17 protein-coding genes are annotated in these 19707 nt (G+C 65.2%); 15 read left to right on the forward strand and 2 right to left on the reverse strand.

The features are described 5' to 3' along the window. Window positions 1-98 precede the first annotated feature (98 nt). Window positions 99-1097: a tripartite tricarboxylate transporter substrate binding protein gene (locus C265_RS29030; protein WP_010812521.1), complete on the forward strand. Its 999-nt coding sequence runs from the start codon at window positions 99-101 to the stop codon at window positions 1095-1097. 35 nt (window positions 1098-1132) lie between these two features. Further along, entirely contained in the window at window positions 1133-2335 is a 1203-nt protein-coding gene (locus C265_RS29035; protein ID WP_010812522.1) for an acyl-CoA dehydrogenase family protein, read from the forward strand. A 28-nt stretch (window positions 2336-2363) separates the two neighbouring features. Here the strand turns inward: C265_RS29035 and C265_RS29040 are convergent, their stop codons facing one another. Beyond that, entirely contained in the window at window positions 2364-3275 is a 912-nt protein-coding gene (locus tag C265_RS29040; protein ID WP_081225793.1) for a LysR family transcriptional regulator, read from the reverse strand. 98 nt (window positions 3276-3373) lie between these two features. Here C265_RS29040 and C265_RS29045 point away from each other — a divergent pair, with 98 nt between their 5' ends. Both C265_RS29045 and C265_RS29050 read left to right on the forward strand, forming a co-directional pair. Continuing rightward, window positions 3374-4987 carry a sulfatase gene (locus C265_RS29045; RefSeq protein WP_010812524.1) on the forward strand — a complete coding sequence of 538 codons (1614 nt, stop codon included), beginning with the start codon at window positions 3374-3376 and terminating at the stop codon, window positions 4985-4987. A 62-nt stretch (window positions 4988-5049) separates the two neighbouring features. Continuing rightward, complete coding sequence (locus tag C265_RS29050) at window positions 5050-6018, forward strand: tripartite tricarboxylate transporter substrate binding protein (RefSeq protein WP_052181699.1); 969 nt, start codon at window positions 5050-5052, stop codon at window positions 6016-6018. A 17-nt stretch (window positions 6019-6035) separates the two neighbouring features. On the opposite strand, the gene C265_RS29055 is transcribed toward C265_RS29050, so the two are convergent. Further along, window positions 6036-6965 carry a LysR substrate-binding domain-containing protein gene (locus C265_RS29055; protein ID WP_010812526.1) on the reverse strand — a complete coding sequence of 310 codons (930 nt, stop codon included), beginning with the start codon at window positions 6963-6965 and terminating at the stop codon, window positions 6036-6038. 154 nt (window positions 6966-7119) lie between these two features. Here C265_RS29055 and C265_RS29060 point away from each other — a divergent pair, with 154 nt between their 5' ends. From C265_RS29060 to C265_RS29105, 11 genes are all read left to right on the forward strand, one after another. Then, window positions 7120-8109 (forward strand): tripartite tricarboxylate transporter substrate binding protein, encoded by a 990-nt coding sequence (locus C265_RS29060; RefSeq protein ID WP_010812527.1) that lies wholly within the window; start codon window positions 7120-7122, stop codon window positions 8107-8109. A gap of 101 nt (window positions 8110-8210) precedes the next feature. Then, window positions 8211-9506 (forward strand): hypothetical protein, encoded by a 1296-nt coding sequence (locus C265_RS29065; RefSeq protein WP_010812528.1) that lies wholly within the window; start codon window positions 8211-8213, stop codon window positions 9504-9506. A gap of 721 nt (window positions 9507-10227) precedes the next feature. Further along, window positions 10228-11520, forward strand: a complete 1293-nt coding sequence (gene cqsA / locus C265_RS29070; RefSeq protein ID WP_010812529.1) for an alpha-hydroxyketone-type quorum-sensing autoinducer synthase — start codon at window positions 10228-10230, stop codon at window positions 11518-11520. An 8-nt stretch (window positions 11521-11528) separates the two neighbouring features. Then, on the forward strand, window positions 11529-12857 hold the full coding sequence (locus C265_RS29075) for a HAMP domain-containing sensor histidine kinase (protein WP_010812530.1): 1329 nt from the start codon (window positions 11529-11531) through the stop codon (window positions 12855-12857). Between the two features lie 464 nt (window positions 12858-13321). Further along, window positions 13322-14347 carry an acetamidase/formamidase family protein gene (locus C265_RS29080; protein ID WP_010812531.1) on the forward strand — a complete coding sequence of 342 codons (1026 nt, stop codon included), beginning with the start codon at window positions 13322-13324 and terminating at the stop codon, window positions 14345-14347. Window positions 14348-14379: 32 nt separating this feature from the next. After that, on the forward strand, window positions 14380-14589 hold the full coding sequence (locus C265_RS29085; RefSeq protein ID WP_010812532.1) for a XapX domain-containing protein: 210 nt from the start codon (window positions 14380-14382) through the stop codon (window positions 14587-14589). 32 nt (window positions 14590-14621) lie between these two features. Then, window positions 14622-14813 (forward strand): DUF1427 family protein, encoded by a 192-nt coding sequence (locus C265_RS29090; protein WP_010812533.1) that lies wholly within the window; start codon window positions 14622-14624, stop codon window positions 14811-14813. Between the two features lie 97 nt (window positions 14814-14910). Further along, window positions 14911-17274, forward strand: a complete 2364-nt coding sequence (locus C265_RS29095) for an acetamidase/formamidase family protein (protein WP_010812534.1) — start codon at window positions 14911-14913, stop codon at window positions 17272-17274. A 192-nt stretch (window positions 17275-17466) separates the two neighbouring features. Further along, complete coding sequence (locus tag C265_RS32415) at window positions 17467-18153, forward strand: hypothetical protein (protein WP_144062274.1); 687 nt, start codon at window positions 17467-17469, stop codon at window positions 18151-18153. A 231-nt stretch (window positions 18154-18384) separates the two neighbouring features. Continuing rightward, complete coding sequence (locus tag C265_RS29100) at window positions 18385-18882, forward strand: hypothetical protein (RefSeq protein WP_010812535.1); 498 nt, start codon at window positions 18385-18387, stop codon at window positions 18880-18882. A 316-nt stretch (window positions 18883-19198) separates the two neighbouring features. After that, a complete protein-coding gene (locus tag C265_RS29105) occupies window positions 19199-19420 on the forward strand; it encodes a DUF1484 family protein (RefSeq protein WP_010812536.1) in 222 nt (73 codons plus the stop codon). Window positions 19421-19707: the final 287 nt, after the last annotated feature.

Below are 19707 nucleotides of genomic sequence, written 5' to 3' on the forward strand. Positions count from 1 at the left end.
TGCCGGCGATGTCGCCGGCATGACAAGCGGCCCGCCAGAGGCCCGCATGAAACCGCGCCGCGGGAAATCCCCCGGCGCAGGCAACCCAAGGAGACAAGATGGATGCCATCCAACCGTTGCGCCGGCTCGCTGCCGGCATGCTGGCCTGCGCCGCGCTGATGCCGCTGCCAGTGCTGGCCGCCCCTGACAATGCGGCGCGCTTCCCGGACCACCCGATACGGATCATCGTGCCGTTCTCGGCGGGCGGCGTGGTCGACTCCGTCACCCGCATCACCGCGGAGAACATGGCCAAGGTACTGAAGCAGCCCGTCATCGTCGAGAACAAGACCGGCGCCGGCGGCGCCATCGGCGCGGACTTCGTCGCCCGGTCACCCGCCGACGGCTATACGCTGCTGGCGGTCAGCCCCAGCTATGTGGTCGGGCCGCTGCTGAACCTGTCGATCCAGGGCAAGAGCGGCAAGGACTTCCGCGCGGTGGCGGGCATTGGTGCCGTACCCAACGTGATCGTGGTGCCGGCTTCGTCGCCGCTGCGCACACTGCCTGAACTGCTCGACGCCGCGCGCAGCAAGCCCGGCACGCTGACCTACGCCAGCGCGGGCGTCGGCACCTCGAACCATCTGTCGGCCGAACTGCTGGCGCAGATGACGCAAGTGAAGCTCACCCACGTGCCCTACAAGGGCCAGCCCGAGGCCATGAGCGACCTGCTGGGCGCGCGCGTCTCGATGATGGCGCTGACCTCGGCCATTGCCCGCCAGCAGGTGCAAAGCGGCAAGCTGCGCGCGCTGGCGGTGACTTCGGCAAAACGCTCAGCCGTGATGCCCGACGTGCCCACCGTGGCCGAGGCCGCGCGCCTGCCCGGCTATGAAGTGGGCGGGTGGTTCGGCCTGGTCGCGCCGCAGGGCACGCCGGACGCGGTGGTGCGCAAGCTGGCCGAGGCCGCCGCGCAGGCCACCGCGGACCCCGCCACGGCACGCCGCCTGGCCGAACTCGGCATGGACCTGGCACCGCAATCCACCGCCGCATTCGACCGCTTCCTGGACACGGAAACCAAGAAATGGACCGGCGTGCTGAAGACCGCCGGCATCACGGCACAGTAGCCGCACACGCTCATCCAACCTACCGGAAACATTCCATGATCCGCGACTCCGCCCGCCAGCAAGCGCTGCTTGCCGATATCCGCCGCTTCGTGCTCGAAACCTGCATCCCGCTAGAGGCGGAGATCGACCGCACCGATGTCATCCCCGAGCCCGTGGTCGAACAGATGCGCCGCCTCGGCCTGTTCGGACACAGCATCCCCGAAGCGTACGGTGGCGCAGGGCTGACCACCGAGGAGCTGGCGTTGGTGAACATCGAGGTCTCGCAGGCCGCCACCGTGTTCCGTGCCCGCTTCGGCGGTAATACCGGGATCGCCTCCGAATCGCTGGTGGCCGACGGCACCGAAGCGCAGCGGCAGCGCTACCTGCCGCAACTGGCCTCCGGCAAGGTGACCGGCTGCTTTGCGCTGACCGAACCGGAAGCCGGCTCCGATGCGACATCGCTGCAAACCACCGCAAGGCAAGACGGCGATCACTACGTGCTGAACGGCAGCAAGTGCTTTATCACCAATGCGCCGATCGCCGACCTGTTCACCGTGTTCGCCCGCACCAATCCCGATACACCGGGAGCCCATGGCATCAGCGCCTTCCTGATCGAGCGCGGCACCCCGGGCCTCAGCACCAGCGAACCGGAACGCAAGATGGGACAGCACGGCTCGCCGGTGGGCGATGTCTACCTGAAGGACTGCCGCGTGCCGGCCAGCGCCATCGTCGGCGGCAAACCCAATGTCGGCTTCAAGACGGCGATGAAGGCGCTCAACAAGCAGCGCATCAACCTGGCCGGCCTGTGCGTGGGGCCCGCCATCCGGCTGGTCGACGAGATGGTCCGCTACGCGGCGCAGCGCCGGCAGTTTGGCAAGCCGATCGCGGACTACCAGCTGGTGCAGCAGATGATCGCCGACAGCAATACGGAACTGCACGCCGCCCGCGCACTGGTGCTCGACACCGCGCGCAAGCGCGACGCCGGCGAGGACGTGACCATGGAGGCGTCGATGTGCAAGCTGTTCGCCTCCGAAATGTCCGGCCGCGTGGCCGACCGCGCGGTGCAGGTGTTCGGCGGCAGCGGGTATATGGCACGCACCGTGGCCGAGCGCTTCTATCGCGATGTGCGGTTGTTCCGGCTGTATGAAGGCACGACGCAGATCCACCAGCTCAATATTGCGCGCAGGACGATGGAGGCGCGTGGGGCGGCGCTGGAGGGGAGTGGGCCTGAGCCAGATGCGAGGCAACCGGCGCAGTAGCCGGATTGCGTCCTTGCTGACTATCTGACTATCCGTGCGCGCTGGCAGCCAGCGCGTCCATGAACGCCTGCCGCAGCGGCGTCTGCTCGGTGTCCCGGCGCCGGAGCACGCCGACCATGCCCTCGCGCCGGTATGGCAGCCGCAATATCGCCACCTGCCCCAGGCGACTGAAGAACGCTGCCATCCGGCCTGACATCACGGCCAGCAGTTCTCCCTGCTGCAGCAGCGACACGTTGGCAAGCAACGTCGCGCTCTCGATCCGCACACATGGGGCGGGTTCGCCGGCCAGTGCCAGTTCGTAGTCCAGCTCGCGCCGGATCTGGCTGGTCACGGGCGGCCCCACCCAGGTATAGGCGCGCGTATCCGCCCACCCGACCTTGCGCTTGCGCGCAAGCGGATGCGTGGGGCCGGCGATCACGCGGATGGTCTCCGGATATAGCAGGTCGCAGCGCAGCTCGCCGTCGATGCCCTGCACTTCGGTACGCCCCATGACGAAGTCCAGCCGTCCTTCGCGCAGGGCCGGCAGCATGTCTTCGACGGTGCCCTCTGCCAGCGTCAGGTGGGCATCGGGAAAGCGCTCGCGGAACCGGCTGATCGCCGACGGCAGCAGGTCGACCGATACGGTTGGCGTCGCGCCGATCGCCAGTTGCCCAGCCGCGCCTTCTGCCATCACGCGAATGGTGGCCTGGGTGCGTTCGATCTCATTGAGGATGGTGCGGGCATGTACGACCAGCGCTTCGCAGAAGCGGGTCGGCACCAGGCCGCGCGAATGCCGCTCGAACAGCGCCACCCCCAGTTCACTCTCCAGCTCGGCCAGCCAGCGCGACAGGGCTGGCTGGGTCATGTTCAGGCGCGCAGCGGTACGGCTGACATTGCGGGTTTCATGTAGCGCCACCAGCACATGCAGCTGGCGGATACGCATCCGTTGGGTCCAGTCCATGGTATGAGTTTCAGGTTATAGCAGAGGTCATATTAATCATTTCAATGGAATCGCGGACGATGCAATAATTTTTCCATCCCCCGCAAGCCGCCATTGCCATGCCCCCGTCCAGCATTCCCGCCAGCGCCCGCCCCAATTTCCTGCTGTTCATCACCGACCAGCATCGCGCCGACCATCTCGGCATCTATGGCAACGCCGTGGTGCAGACGCCCAATATCGACCGGCTCGGCAGCCACGGCTGGGTGGCAGAGCGCTGCTATGTGGCCTCGCCGATCTGCATGCCGAACCGCGCATCGCTGATGACCGGGCGCATGCCGTCGGTACACGGCGCGCGCCACAATGGCATTCCCTTGCCGCTGTCACAGACGACGTTTGTCGAGCGGTTGCGCGATGCCGGCTATCGCACGGGGCTGGTCGGCAAATCGCATCTGCAGAACATGACCGGCCTTGCGCCCGTCTGGCCACGTCCCGGCGATCCGCGCACGGAGGGCGAAGCGCGCCGGCCTGAAAGCGGGCGCTTCGACCAGGAATGGGGACCGGCCTGGCGCGACGATCCTGACTTCGCCATGTCCCTGCCGTATTACGGCTTTGCCGACGTGCAGCTGGTGACCGACCATGGCGACACGGCCGGCGGGCATTACCGGCGCTGGCTGGAGCAGCGCCATCCCGAAGTAGCGCGTGCCTGCGGCCAGGAGCATGCCATCCCGACGCCTGGCTATGTGTTGGCCGAAGCGCGGCAGGCCTGGCGCACGCGCGTACCGGAAACGCTGTCGACCACGGCATGGATCGGCGATCGCACCATTGACCTGCTCGGGCAATACGCGCAGGAAGACGCCCCCTTCATGATCCAGTGTTCGTTTCCGGATCCCCATCACCCGTTCACGCCACCCGGCCGCTTCTGGGACATGTACCGGCCCGAGGACATGACCCTGCCGCCCTCGTTCGACGCCGATCCGGCGCTGGCGCCGCCGCACCTGCGCTGGATGCACGCGCAGCGCGACGCCGGCCGCGCCGTCAAGCATACGCCGGCGATGTTCGCCTGCACGGCGCGCGAGGCCCGCGAAGCGCTGGCGCTGAACTATGGCTCGATCGCGCATATCGACGACACCATCGGCCGCGTGATGGCGCACCTGGCCGCGCTCGGCCTGGATCGCAACACTGTGGTCCTGTTCACCAGCGACCATGGCGACTTCTTCGGCGATCACCAGTTGCTCTGGAAAGGGCCGCTGCACTACCAGGGCCTGATCCGCACGCCGCTGATCTGGTCGGAACCCGCAGCGCGCACGGGCACCGATGCCCGCGCCGCGCGCAGCCAGGCACTGTGCTCGAGCATCGATATCGCGCCGTCGATCCTCGCGCGCGCGGGCTGCGCGCCCTACAACGGCATGCAAGGCCTGTCGCTGCTGCCCGCCATCGCCGGCGAGGCATTGCCGCGGGAAGCCCTGCTGATCGAGGAAGAGAACCAGCGCACCATGTTCGGCTTCCCCATGCGCACGCGCATGCGGACGCTGCAAACCGCGCGCTATCGGCTCAGTGTGTACGAAGGCGCGCCGTGGGGCGAACTCTACGACCTTGAAACCGACCCAACCGAATCGCACAACCTGTGGGATGCGCCAGCGCTGGCAAGCACGCGCCAGGCGCTGCTGCACCAGCTGCTGGTCACGATGATCTCGCACAGCGACGCCAGCCCCAATCCGACCGCGCTTGCCTGAATCGGGTCCGCCCGCGCCACCAGCGGCAGCACCCCATGACAACAATATCCACGGAGACAACCATGACACGCCGTCCCTTCAGAATACTGATCGCCGCAGCCATGCTGGCGGCCGCGGTCCCCGCCTGCGCGCAGGATGCCTACCCGGCCAAGCCGGTCCGCCTGATCGTCAACTTTCCTGCAGGTGGCCCGCTCGACACCGTGGCACGGCTCATTGCCGAGCGTGCCGGGCGCGACCTGAAGCAGCCGGTCGTGGTGGAGAACCGCTCCGGCGCCGGCGGCAACATCGGTGCCGAAGCCGTCGCGCATGCGACGCCGGACGGCTACACGTTGCTGATGTCGACTGACACCGTTGTCACCGTCAATCCGTTCGCCTATCGCAAGATGTCGTTCGACCCGGTCCGCGACCTGGAGCCGGTTGGCCTGGCCGGCACCTTCAATCAGGTGCTGGTCACGCATCCCGGCCTGAAAATCCGCGACCTGAAGCAGTTCCTGGCTGCCGGCAAGGACAAAGACCTGTCCTATGCATCTGCTGGCGTAGCATCGCCGGGCCATATTGTGTTCGAGATGCTGAAGGCACGCACGCAGATCCGGGGCACCCATGTCCCATACAAGGGCAATGCGCCAGCGCTGAGCGACGTGCTCGCGGGTCAGGTACCGGCAGGATTCCTGGCCACGCCGACCGCCGTGCAATACATCAAGGGCGGCAAGCTGGTCGCGCTTGCGGTGTCCGGCCTCAAGCGCGACCCCTTGCTCCCGGACGTGCCGACGGTGGCAGAGACCGGCATCGCCAACTTCGATGCCGAGTTCGCCTTCGTCATGTTCCTGCCCTCAGGCACGCCCGCGGCCATCCGTGCGCGCTGGGAGCAGCAGCTCAAGACCGTCTTCGCGGACGCGGATTTCCAGAAGAAGCTGCTGGCACAGGGCGTGCGGCCGCAGACGAGCAACGGCGCGGCGGCAGCGCAATGGCTGGCCGCGGGGCGTACGCGCTGGGGCGAACTGATCCGCAAGCTCGGCGTGTCGCTGGACTGAGCGACTGCCCGGGGCCTTCAGCCCCGCCCCCGCCCCGCCTTCTCCGCCAGCGGCGAGCGCACGCGAAAATGCGCCGCCAGCAGCGCCGCGAATTCCTCCGCGATCTCCGATGGCGCGGAATGCCCGGAGAACGCCATGCGCACCTCCACCGGGCAGCGCGGTGCGAGCGGCACCACCCGCAAGCCGTGTCCGAATACAGCCGCGACATAGGGATTGACGATCCCTATGCCCGCCCCTTCGGCCGCCATCGTGCAGATCGTGCCTGAGTAAGTGGTCTCGATGGTCGCCGACGGCTCGGCGCCGGCTTTTTGCATGAGCCGCTGCACCGCCAGGTGCAACGCATCGTCTGCGTTCAGCAGGATCAGGAACTGCCCGCGCAAGTCGCGCACGCGAAGGGTGTCGCGCGCCGCCAGCGCGTGTTCCGGGTGCATGACGCACACCGCCCCCGACTGATGCACCACGTTGACATCCAGGTGCGGATGATCGATCTCGCTGGTGGTCAGCACCAGGTCGTAGAGGCCATGCAGCAACCCTTCGCGCAACTGGTGCCCGCCGACCGTTTGCAGGCTGATATGCACGTCCGGGTGGCGCTCGGTGAACGGCCGGATCACCTTGGGCATCACCCCCAGCCCGAGTGAAGGCGTGCAACCGATACGCAGCACGCCGGTGCCGGACTTGCGCAGCACCGCCACGTCCTGTTCGATCCGCGCCAGCCCCTGGAAGTGGTTCTGCACCGTGTCGAACAGGCGCCGCGCTTCCTGCGTCGGCCGCAGCCGGCCCTTCTGGATATCGAACAGCTTCAGTTCAGTCGCCGCCTGCATCTGGGCCAGCAATCGGCTCACCGACGGCTGGGTCGTATGCAGCATGGCAGCGGCCGCGGTCGTAGTTCCGGTCAGCATGACCGCGCGGAACGCCTCGATCTGGCGGAAATTCAGGGGACGGGACATGGCATCGGCAAGGGACGGGCGCGTCGGGCAATGTATATCAAATCTGCATAGGGTGCATTGAACAAAGAATTATTCAGAATGCCAACCCCTCCTCTACACTCGCTTCGCATTGCCGCTTCCAAGACGGCAGGACCAGAACCCAAGGAGAAAGTTGATGAAGCGGCATTCACCCCGGAATGTTTGGAAACGCGCGATCGTTGCGGCCGTGCTGGCCATCGCCGGCACGGGCAGCGCGCTCGCCCAGCCGGGCTATCCGGACCACACGATCCGGATCATCGTGCCGTTCAGCGCCGGGGGCAGCTCGGACCTGCAGGCACGCATGCTGGCCGACCGGCTGGGCAAGCTCTACAAGCAATCGGTGGTGGTCGAGAACCGGCCCGGCGCCGGCGGCCATATCGGGGGCAAGGCCGTGGTCGATGCGGCGCCCGACGGCTACACGCTGCTGCTGGGCTCGCTGGGCCTGCACGCCACCTATGCCACCTTCAAGAAGCTGAACTACAACCCCGCCACCGACCTCAAGGTCGTGACGGTGCTGGCCGAGATGCCGCACGTGGTGGTGGTCAACCCGAAGCTGGCGGTGAACAACCTGCAGCAACTGGCCAGCCTGGCGCGCCAGCAGCCAGACACGCGGACCTTCGGCTCGGCCGGCGTCGGTTCCTCGGTGCACATGATGGGTGAGCTGTTCCGCCTTAATGCCAATGCCCCGATCACGCACGTGCCATACAAGGGCAGCTCCGCGGCCATGACGGATCTTCTCGGCGGCCAGATCGACATGATGTTCGAGAATCCGCCCACCACGCTGGCCTATATCCGCTCCGGCAAGCTCAAGGCGCTGGCGGTGACCGGCAAGACCCGCTCGGCCGCGCTGCCCGATGTGCCCACTGCCAGCGAAGCCGGCTACCCGTCGTTCGTGGCGACTTCCTGGACCACGGTTGCGGTTGGCGCCAGGGTGCCCGATGCGATCGCGGACAAGCTCAACGCCGATATCCGCCAGATCGTGGCCACGCCGGAGTTCCGGCAGGGACTGCAAGAGCAGGGCATGACCCCGGTGGCCAATACGCGCGATGCCGCGCAGAAGTTCGTCGCCGCGGAGAAAGTGCGCTGGGACCAGGTGATCCTGAAGGGCAGGATCACCGCCGAATAAGCGGCTTCCATCCGCGCACGGACACTCCCCCTTCATGGCTGGCCGCGCGGCCAGCCATTGCCCCTTCCAGACTTCAGCTTCAACACGGACACACACGCTTCATGTCAACGGAACGCATCATTGCCAAGCCGCTGCCCTGCCGCCGCGTCGGCGCGGGCGAGCATCATCACTTCTTCGGCTACTACAACAAGACCAACTGGGACCGCAGCGGCCGCTACCTGCTGGCGCAGCGCGTGCCGATGGCCGATGCCGACCTGACCCCCGACCTGGTTGCCGAGATCGGCTACTTCGACCTGCAGGACAACGACCGCTTCCATCGCGTGGGGGTAACCACCGCCTGGAACTGGCAGATGGGCTCGCAGCTGCAATGGCTGGATGGGGAAGCACAGCGCCAGCTTGTCTACAACTGCCGCACCCAGGACAGCAAGGCCTTCTATCCCAACCTGGGCGCCACCATCTTCAACCTCGACACCGGGGAAGCGCGCCAGTTGCCGATGCCGGTCTATGTGGTCGCGCCGGACAGCCGCTATGCACTGTGCGTGGACTACCGCCGCCTCTACGTCACGCACCAGACCATCGGCTACAGCGACCACGGCACCCAGCCCGCGCTGGACAATGCGCCCGCCGACGACGGCATCCACTACATAAACCTGCGCACCGGCCAGACGCGCCTGGTCGTGAGCTACGCTGACCTGCGCAACTTCAATCCGCGCGCCTCGATGGACAAGGCCATCCACTGGGTCAGCCACATCGAAATTAACCCGTCCTCATCGCGCGTGCTGCTGCTGCACCGCTGGACCGAACGGGTCGAGGACGAAACCTGCTTCCTGCACCGGCTGATCACGGTCAATCCGGACGGCAGCGACATGCGCTTGCTCGAATGCTCCGACCATCCGCTGCCGCAGCTTGCCGAAGATTTCGATCCGAACGCGGTCGGCACCTTCGACTATGAGAAGTCCGAGTACCAGATCTCCCATCCGCTCTGGCAAGACGATAGCAATATCATCGTGTGGGGACCGCACGCGGGCAGCATCCACTACCACCTCTACCACGACAGCCCCGGCGGCAAGGTTGAAGTCATCGGCGACGGCATCCTGACCGAGAACGGTCACATGACCTTCTCGCCCACCAACAAGCGCTGGCTGCTCAGCGACACCTATCCCGACGCGCACACCAACGAGCGCGTGCTGTTTCTCTTCGACATGGCGCAGGGCGTGCGCCATGACCTGGGCAGTTACTACACCAGCCCGGTCCTGAAGAAGGAAAACCGCTGCGACCTGCATCCACGCTGGAGCCGCGACGGGCGGCACGTGTGCATCGATTCGATCCACGACTCCGAGCGGCAGATGTATATCGTCGACGTTTCCGCGCTGATCGACGAGGCAGGCCAGGCGTAAGGCGCCCCCCGACACAAGCGTCGCAGCACGCTGCTGCCCTGTACCCCTGCGCCAAAGGCACCAGCCTGGAAGCGCCATGGGCAGCGCCCTCTCTCCGAAGCCCCCCTCCCCCACACGCCGCCAGCCAGGTCACGCTGGCGGCAATTGCCGCCGGCCGCAACCTGCGTACCTGGCAGTCCCCTTGTCTCCCGCCCTTGGTGCCAAGTCCGATGTTGGCCCGCTTCCTGGCTATGGCGCGCTGCCGCAGCCGCCTGCCTGTAAACAGGGCGTGCAAAAAGGGCATTCTTCACCAAAACTGATGATGAGCATTCGGCAGTCCCGGGCCTGACAAGGTCCCGCCAAGCGCGAGTCACGCCCGGTCCGGCTTCAAGGACCGGCGCAACAGGTAGCGCAAGCATCACATAAGTGATGCTAAAGGCATTTTACAGTGAGAAATCGGCCTATCGGCCGGCGAAGGTGCGGCCACGACGCGGCTGTCTCAACCCGGCACCCCCCACTCCAAACGGACGTTGGATTGGTGGAAGTCCGGTCACAATCGCTGATTAAGGCTGGCACAGTGGTCGCTACGTCAACAGGACTCCCCCGACTTGTCAGCAATGGCACCTCGCCGGAAGGACTGGGTGCGGCCGCGTCGCGCGCGGACGGCAGCTTTTTGCCGCAACCGCCATGCAGAGCCTTGCCACCGATCTCACTGATTACCCGACCTGTAGAAGGAAAGCCGATGTTCTCCGAAGCCGAGCCTCCGCACTCGATGCGCCACGCCTCTCGCGCCAAAGCCCCCACGCTGCCGCCATGGATCACGGCGCGGATGGCACAACATTTCGACGAGCGGATGGGCAAGCTCTGGGGCGGCGATCATCTGCTTCACGGACGCACGCCTGGGCCCGGTGCGCTGCACCTGAGCAGCAACGACTATCTCTGCCTGCTCGGCGAGACCTCTCTGGTACAGGCGCAGGCGCGGGCCTTCCTCAATGAGGAGCCGGAGTTGCTGATGTCGTCCGTGTTCCAGCACGGCGACACCCCGCAGCGGCGCGTCGAGCGCAAGATCGCAGACCTGATGCAGGCCGAGGACGGGCTGATCGCCCAGTCCGGCTGGGCCGCCAACGTCGGCCTGGTGCAGTGCATTGCCGGCCCCGGCATTCCGGTCTATATCGACATGAACGGGCATGCCTCCCTGTGGGAGGGCATCATCGCCGCGGGCGCGCAGGCCGTGCCGGTGCGCCACAACGATTGCGAGCACGTGCGCCGCCAGCTTGAGCGCTTCGGCCCGGGCGTGATCATGGTGGACTCGGTCTACAGCACCACCGGCAGTGTGGCGCCGCTGGAGGACTATGTCGACCTGGCGGAGGCGTCTGGCTGCGTGCTGGTGGTGGACGAGTCGCACTCGCTCGGCACCCATGGGCCGTCTGGCGGCGGCCTGGTGCGCGCGCTCGGGCTGTCCGAGCGCGTACACTTCCGCACGGCCTCGCTGGCCAAGGCGTTTGCCGGCCGCGCCGGCTATGTTGCCTGTTCGACCGACTTCAAGGACTTCTTCGCGGTTGAGTCCCGGCCGGCCATTTTCAGTTCCGGGCTGCTGCGCCATGAGGTTGCGTGGTTCGATGCCGTGACGGATTTCGTCGCCACGGCGGATGAGCGCCGTGCGCGCCTGCACGCCATCACTCGCGACACCCGGGCTGCGATTGCCGAACTGGGCTACAACATCAGCGAAGGCTCCGAGCAGATCATCGGCCTGGAGGCGGGAACCGAGCCGCAAGTCAAGGTGCTGCGCGATGCGCTGCAGAGCCGCGGGATCTTCGGCGCGGTATTCTGTGCGCCGGCAACACCGAAGAATCGGGCATTGATGCGACTTACGCTGCATGCGAAACTTGCCGCCAATGAAATCGACCGCCTGGTCGGCGTGCTCGCCAGCATCCGCGACGAAGTCCGGCTGGATGAATGGTCCTCGACGCGCCGGGCCCGGCGCAAGTCTCAAAATCCCACAAGCGGGTCGCTGGCAGGCTCCCGCGAGGAGTAGTCCTGGAGATGGATGCAAAGGTAGCGCAAGCGGAAGACGGCCGCACCTCACTTGCCGGCGTCGCCCGCGATGCGTGGCAGACCGTGTTCGAGACCGCCGCGCGGGCCACCCTGCTGGACGAGGAAAGCGTCATCCGGCTGCGCCGGATCCAGATGGTGGGGGCGCTGGGCGTGATCGGACACCCGCTGTACTACGTGATCTGGTCCTACATCTTCCCGCAGCCCTATGAAAACCTCTGGCTGCGCCTGGTCTGCACCGCGCTGTTCGTGCCGCTGCTGTTCGCCTCCGCCTTCTCGGACCGGCGCTGGCTGCCGCCCTATGCGCTCTTTGCCATTACCATAGGCCTGCCGTTCGCCTTTATCTTCTTCTACCTGGAGAATGGCGGCTCCATGGTGTGGGCCGAATCGGTCATCATCGCGGTGGTGATCCTGTATCACTTCAACACCGCGTTCGCGACCATTGCCTTGTTCTCAGGGGCCGCGGCAGCCATTGCGCTGTTCGTGCTGGCGGGCAACTCCATGGGCGGAATCCCGTGGGAGCCGGTACTGCTGCAGCTGCCGGTGATCGGCTTTGTCATCGCGGTGCTGGTGGTGATCAAGATGGACCGCCAGCTGCTGGCCGAACAGAAGCGGCGCGGGATGGCCGCCGCGCTGGCCACCGTCGCGCACGAACTGCGCACGCCGCTGACCAGCCTGGCCATGACTGCCAGGGGCCTCAAGGCGCGGCTGCCGGCGGCCCTGGACCAGGACACGCCGCAGCGCGACGGCCTGATGCAGGCCGTGGCCCGGATGGAATCAGACCTGGCCCATATCAGCAACAGCATTGAACTGCTGGTCGCCAACTCCAAGAACCCGGACAACGCCACGCAGGAGCTGTTCGAACTGGGCGGTGTGATCCGCGACGCTGTCGGCCGGTTTCCGTTCGAGCACAGCGACCTGGATCTGGTCACCGTCGACCTGCCTGGCCCCGCCTACGTGATGGGCAACGCCCAGTTGTTCGGGCTGGTCACGACCAACTTGCTGAAGAACGCGCTGGAAGCGACCAAGCGGGCCGGCAAGGGCACCATCCATATCCGCTGCGAGGTCCGGCCCGACGCCGTCCATGTGGTGTTCCGCGACACCGCCACGGGCGTGCCGCCGCAAGTGCTGGCCCGGATGTTCCAGCCCTTCTTCTCTTACCCGGCGCATCGCGGCACCGGCATCGGACTGGCGTTTTGCCAGAAGGTGCTGAACAGCTGGGGGGCAAGCATCAGCTGCCGCTCCGAGGAGCACGTGTTCACCGAGTTCGATATGCGCTTTCCCCGCAAGGGGAAATGGCCCGAGGCGCCATCGCAATAGCAATAGCAGGCGCCGGCATTGCGCCGGCGCCGCACAGCGACTTACACCACCCCCGGCGGCCTTCAGCCCCGCAACCTGCGCGGCATCCATGCCCAGGGCCCCTGCCATCCTCAGCATCAGCCCCTGGCTCTGCCGGGCTTCCGCACTGTCAAGGCGTTGTCGACAATTCCATAGATCGTTGACACGATGTCAACCAGGAATTAACAGCCCGCCGCGACCCGGCATCGTGCAGCGGGTTTACCTTAGTACGCAGCAACACAAGAGTTTGGGGTGAATCGCCCTACTGCCCCGCAACGCCCTGTCCCTAGTATTGACTCACCGCGCGGCGCCTGCAGGACTGCCGCGCGGTACCAGGCATACCCCGCCTGCCACGCATAGCCAGTGTCCCTGATTACCTCATCGAATCCAGCCGCTCACCGGGTGAACGGCTGCGGACACGGCTGCAAGAAAACATAGGAGACAACATGCTGCACGACCTGCCCGCCCGCCCCGAGACCGTCCACTGGGGCTACTTCGATGCCGCCAAGGCGCCCGCCCTGACCGTGAAAAGCGGCGACCTCATCCGCGCCGAAGCGGTAACCCACCATGCCGGCGATGCCCCCGACCTGATGATGGATGACGCCATTCGCGAGATCTTCCGGGCGATTCCCCACGACGACCGCAACCCCGGCGTGCACATCATGACCGGCCCCATCTATGTCGAAGACGCCAAGCCCGGCGACGTGCTGGAGGTGCGCTACCTGCAGATGATTCCGCGCTTCCGTTTCGGGGCGAATGCCGCGGCGCACTGGGGCCAGCTGTACAAAGAGTTCGAGAAGGAGCGGGTCACCATCTATGAGCTGGACCAGCGCTCCAACACCGCGCATGCCCTGTACGCCTTCGACTACCCCGGCAAGATGACCATCCCCGGCAAGCTCGTGGATGAGCGGGAATGCTGCAGGCAGCCGGCGCTGGCCGGTGTGCGGGTTCCCGTGCGCCCGCACCTGGGCACCGCTGGCGTCGCGCCCGACGCGCGCGGCCGCGTCACCACCGTCGAGCCCGGCCTGCATGGCGGCAATATCGACAACTGGCGCATCGGCGCGGGCGCCACCATGTACTACCCGGTCCAGGTCGACGGCGCGCTGTTCTCGATCGGCGACCCGCATATCTCGCAAGGCGACGGCGAGATCAGCGGCACCGCCATCGAGGCCTCATTGAACGTCCTGTTCCAGGTGGTCCTGCGCAAGGACTTCCACTTTCCGTCGCCGCTGCTGGAAACGCCGGATTGCTGGGTCGTCCATGGCTTCCACGAGGACCTGGACGAAGCCGGCAAGAACGCGGCCCGCGACATGATCCACCTGCTGACCGAGCAACAGGGACTCTCGCGCGACGATGCCTATTCGCTCATGAGCGTCTCGGCTGACTTCGGCGTGACGCAGGTCGTCGATGGCACCCAGGGCATTCATTGCACCATGCCGCGCTCGATCTTCCCGCCCAAGGACAAGGGCTGAGCCGTCAACTCAATACAAAGGGAGAGCGCCACATGCAATACGTCTACATAGGACGCAACGAGCTGGTTGCACTGATTGTCGGCCTGGTCACCGGCACGCTGTATTCCTGGCTGAACCTGCCGATCCCCGCGCCAAACGTCACCGGCGGGATCTGCGCCATCCTCTTCACCTACATCGGCTATCTGATCGTGCACGCGTGGCGCAGGACCATCGCCTTCGGGCGGCCGCCGGAAAGCCGCTGAATCACGCGCAACTCATGAGATTGGGGAATGACATGGTGGAAATTGCATTGGGCAGCACCGAGCTGCAGGCCGCAGCCGTTGGCTTGGTGACTGGCGTTATCTACACTGCGGTACGTGCGCCGATACCGGCCCCGAACGTGCTCGGCGGGATCTTCGCCATCTTTGGCACGTTCGCGGGATTCGTACTGGTGGCCGCGATGCGGGGGCAGTTGCTGTTCGGCTAGCGGAGGGCCTGGCCTTCGCAGGAAATGCTTTGGATGCGCGGCGGACAGCAATGTCCGCCCGTTTTCGCTGTTGCAGCGTGATGCCAGGGAGGTTCAATTGCACCTTTTGCGTTTTTCCACCGAAGCCTATCCACACAACCGGCGCGGCGCAGCCTGGCGTGACGAACTCCGCGCCGCACGCCTGCATTGCGAAAGCCTGTGCGCCGATCACACCCTGCACGGCACGATCGAGTCGCGGACCACCCCCGCGGGCATCGAGCTGACCTGCATTGCATCGGTCCCCCAGACGCTGGCCATCACCAGCGGCGACGGCCGCGGCCTGATGCTGCTGATGCTGACCGAAGGCGAAGCGCACCTCGCTGCGCCGGAACTGCGTGAACCGCTGCGGCCGGGGCAGGTGGTCTGCGTGCCGGAACACGCCGCCCGCAGGCTGGCCCTTGCCACCAGCTTCCGCATGCTGATCGTGCATATCGGCCAGGCATTGCTGAGCGCACGCATCACGGCCCCTTTGCCTCGCTCCGCGCTGGTGCTGAGCGGCGACGCCGCTGAACTGTTTGCCCGCCTGCTCCAGTCCATGGCGGCCAGCTTCGACACCATCGTGTCCGCAAACGCCAAGGCCATCCAGCCCTTCGACAACACCATCACCGCCTGCCTTGACGCCGCGCTGGCCGACAGCCAGCCCAGCGCACCGCCGGACATGACGCCCTCGCGCGCGGCCGTCTTTGCGCGCGTCTGCAGCCGCATCGACGCACGCCTTGCCGAGCCGGAACTCAGCCTCGCCGCCATCGCCGCGGACGAGCGCATGTCGGCCCGCTACCTGCAGAAGCTCTTCGAGAAATCCGGCAGCAGCTTTTCCGCCTACCTGCGCACCAGCCGGCTCGAGCGATGCCGGGCCGACCTGGCGAACCACCAGTACGACAAGCTCTCGGTCTCCGACATCTGCTATCGCTGGGGCTTCAACGACCCTTCGCACTTCAGCCACGCGTTTCGCGAACAGTTCGGGATCTCGCCCCGCGCCTACCGTGAGCAGACGGCGAACACGCCCGAGCATCGCCCACCGCAGAATGTCTCCCGCGGGCTTCCGGCCAATGCGAAGCGGGCTCCCGCTAGCCATGGCGCGCCCGCGAACGATGGCCCTGCTGCGCGCCTGCAAGCGGCGCCCACCATCGTCCCCATCACCCAGGCGCGCTCGCACGCCGCCCGCCCGGAAGGCCGGCACCACTGGCTGCAGGCCACGGACAAGACCGTGCACTGGGGCTATCTCAGCCACGACCTGCTGCCCGTGCTTGAGGTCATGCCCGGCGACACCGTCACCATCGAAACCCTGACGCAGCACGCCTCTGACGACCGGGAACGCATGATCGACGGCGACGCCGGCGCCGAAAGCGTCTTTCACTGGACCGCAGAGCAGAAGAACGTCAACCGGCGCGGTGCGGGCCCCATCGACGCCTCGGTCTATGGCCGCGGCGCCGGCGAAGGCTTTGGCGTGCATATCTGCACCGGCCCGGTCGCGGTGCGCGGCGCCATGCCCGGCGATGTGCTGGAGGTGCGCATCCTGGACGTGCGCCCGCGCCCGTGCTGCAACCCGCGCTTTGCCGGCAGGGCCTTCGGCAGCAACGCCGCGACCTGGTGGGGCTTTCATTACCGCGACATGCTGACCGAGCCGCGCGAGCGCGAAGTGGTCACCGTCTTCGAGATCGATTGCGAACGCGCCGACAGCCGTGCGCGCGCGGTCTACAACTTCCGCTGGACGCCGCAGCGCGATCCGTTCGGCGTGCTGCACCCGACCATCGACTATCCCGGCGTGCCGGTCGACCACGACACCATCGTCAAGAACTACGACGTGCTGCGCGATATCGAGATACCGGTCCGCCCCCACTTCGGCGTCATCGCCGTGGCGCCGGCGCAGGACGGCCTGATCGACTCCATCCCGCCCTCCAGCTTCGCCGGCAACCTGGACAACTGGCGCGTCACCCGGGGCGCCAGCGTCTACCTCAGGGTAGCCGTGCCGGGCGCCCTGCTGTCGATTGGCGATCCCCATGCCTCGCAGGGAGACTCCGAGCTGTGCGGCACGGCCATCGAATGCTCGCTCACCGGTGACTTCCAGCTCGTCCTGCACAAGAGCACCATGATCGACCGCGACGCTCCCTTCGCCGACCTGAGCTACCCGCTGGTGGAAACCGCCGACGAATGGATCCTGCATGGCTTCAGCTCACCGAACCACCTGGCTGAACTGGGCCAGATGGCGCAGAGCCATATCTACCTGAAGTCCACCCTGGACGACGCCATGCGCGACGCCTTCCGCAAGACACGCCGCTTCCTTATGTCGGTCAAGGGGCTGAGTGAGGACGAGGCGGTCGCGCTGATCTCTGTTGCGGTGGATTTTGGTATCACGCAGGTGGTGAATGGCAACTGGGGTGTGCATGCGATTATCAGGAAGTCGTTGTTCAGCCGCGCCTAGTAGGCTGTCGCTCGGCGCAAGACCGATATGCGTCTCCGACGCTGGCCGCGAGCGGCACCCTGCTGGGCTGTCCCGTGATCGACAGCGCAAGCGCCCCGGCTACTGCCGGCGCGGCGCTAGCCATGGCATCATCGGCGGAAGCCTAGGTTATTGGGGCGCGGACTGGGTGGTCGATCAAATGGAGTGAGATAAGTGCTCAAGAAATTGCGCGACATGTTGACTCACAGGCGTATCGCCGAGGAGCGGAATCGAGCCCTCCGAGCACGCTTCGGCCGCTCGCTGGAAGAATTGAAAGGTTTATTTTCTCGTCCGCTAGATATGGTGCGAATATCAGCGACTGAAAAGAGGCCTTCTAGGTACCCTGAGATTTCCAGCTTATTACCCGGAACGGGTATAAATGCTTTTTACGCTCACTTTCAACTGGAGTCGAATAAGGTACATGAGCTTATCGAAGGCATTAAAAACGGATTCGATAAAGTTGATGAGCACTTGTATATAAGACGCAGCGGCAATGAGGCTGGAGATTTTTTCATCTCCATTGCGTTCAGTAATGAATTTTCTGGATCAATAGTATCAATGATGACCAACGATACTTCCGTGTTGGATCGCATAGTAGTGGCCAACTCAAGTCCACCGCCTCCGTGGGTCGCCTTTCCAGAGATTAGCGAACCGCTTAAGCTGGGATTCCTGCAAGGCGACATTGAATATTGGTGGGATAACTATTGGTCTTCATTCTGGGAATCCTTAACCGCCGAAGAGCGCGAGGCATATTTAGGAAGGCACGGAGCCACCGAAGAATGGAAGCGTTGCATTTGGCTTCATGGAAGGGAGGCACGTGAGCTACTGGAAAGCGCGCTGTCCGAGAAGGATCAGGGATAGCATGACCTTCCGGCATGTTCCTGAAGGTGCGTCCGCAATGCGAGCATTGCTCCTGAATTCCATCAACCGATGACTGTCGAGCGCTTGATAAAGGGACTCATTTGAGAGGGGAGCAACCCCGCCGCCGGCCGGTCTTTCAGCAACCTGCCAGGCGCCCACACGCACGGCCGAATGCTGCCTGTCGGCCCCTATAGTATCCTCGCGGGTTCCCCGACCCGTACCACGAGATTGATGCACCACACCGACGACGCCCTTTCCGAGCACGAATCCACCGCCATCCACGAGCCCCGCCTCTGGCGCGACAAGGGCTGGACCGCCCGCGTCATCAAGAACGAGGACGGCGACGGCTGGGCAGTCGAAATGATCCGCGACGGCAGCGCCGAGCCCGCGCTGGTCGGTCCCTGGACCATGGGGCGAAACAAGGTCGATCCCAAGCCGCTGGATGCCACTGCGCACCAGACGCTGGTCAAGACGGCTTCAGAGGTTATCCGGCGGCATGAGCAGCAATTGCATGCGCAGCTCAACAAGCAGGTCAGCATCGAGTCTGAATCCGGCACTGTGATTGTGAAGCTCGCCATTACGCCGGATGAATTCGAGCCCTTTGGCACGCTCACGGCTGAGGATCCCTTCGGCGATGTGCTGGCGACTGTGAAGGTGCGGCCCGATTTTCGGCTGACGCGGGACAGCGCCGAGCGCTGGGCCGCTGGTGGGTTCGACAGGATTCGCTAGGCAACTGCCTGACAGCGAAGCGCCGGAAGATTGCGAATCGTCTGATCGCCACAGACGGCGGAGATGGGAACACTAGAGCCATCACCGAAACAACGGTGATCGGGTGTAGCAACCTGTCCCACACCAACCGATGGTCGCCCACGCGCCCATATCCTCACGCACCTGCACGTCGTCATTCAATGGCGGGCCGGGCGGGGCAGCCGCGAGGCTGGTCGGTCTTACGTTGGTGTGCCGGCATTGCTACCCCCGCTGTCAGGCCCGCCACCCTTCTGATGCAGGTACCCGGCGGGTCTTCCAACTTTGATAGGAGTTCGCAATGGAAGAACATACCGCGTCGAATCAACAACCTGTCTTAATCGCCAATCCGGAAGATTGCCGGGAATCGCTGAATTGCATCAGTGCTGGATTGGACAGGGTGCTGGTGCTGTTGGAAGTGGAAAGCGAATGTTCGGATGCTTGCTTTGGTATCCGGTGCCTGGTGGCGATGATTAAGGCGAAGTTTGACCGGACGGCGGGGGAGATTTGTCCGGTGGAGTGAGTGGTGGTGCTGATGCAGCCGGGGGTGTTGCTCCGGTGGGATGGAATAACCGCGGCTTCGGCTGCGGTTATTTTTTGGGGAGACGGTACGAGGCTGGCTGGCTTGGGGGTGACATGACGCAAATCCGCAGCCAATACCTGCCGTTCCTCTGCACCCAGCGCTTTGCAGATGTTGACATCGACGCCTCGGTTGATCGACCGACGGGTCTTTCGACAACGCCGTGGTCGAAACGATCATCGGCCATGGCAAGGATTGGATACGATTGACTATGCCACCCTGTAACGGGT

Origin of the sequence: Cupriavidus sp. GA3-3 (assembly GCF_000389805.1) — a bacterium.
GTDB lineage: Bacteria > Pseudomonadota > Gammaproteobacteria > Burkholderiales > Burkholderiaceae > Cupriavidus > Cupriavidus necator_D.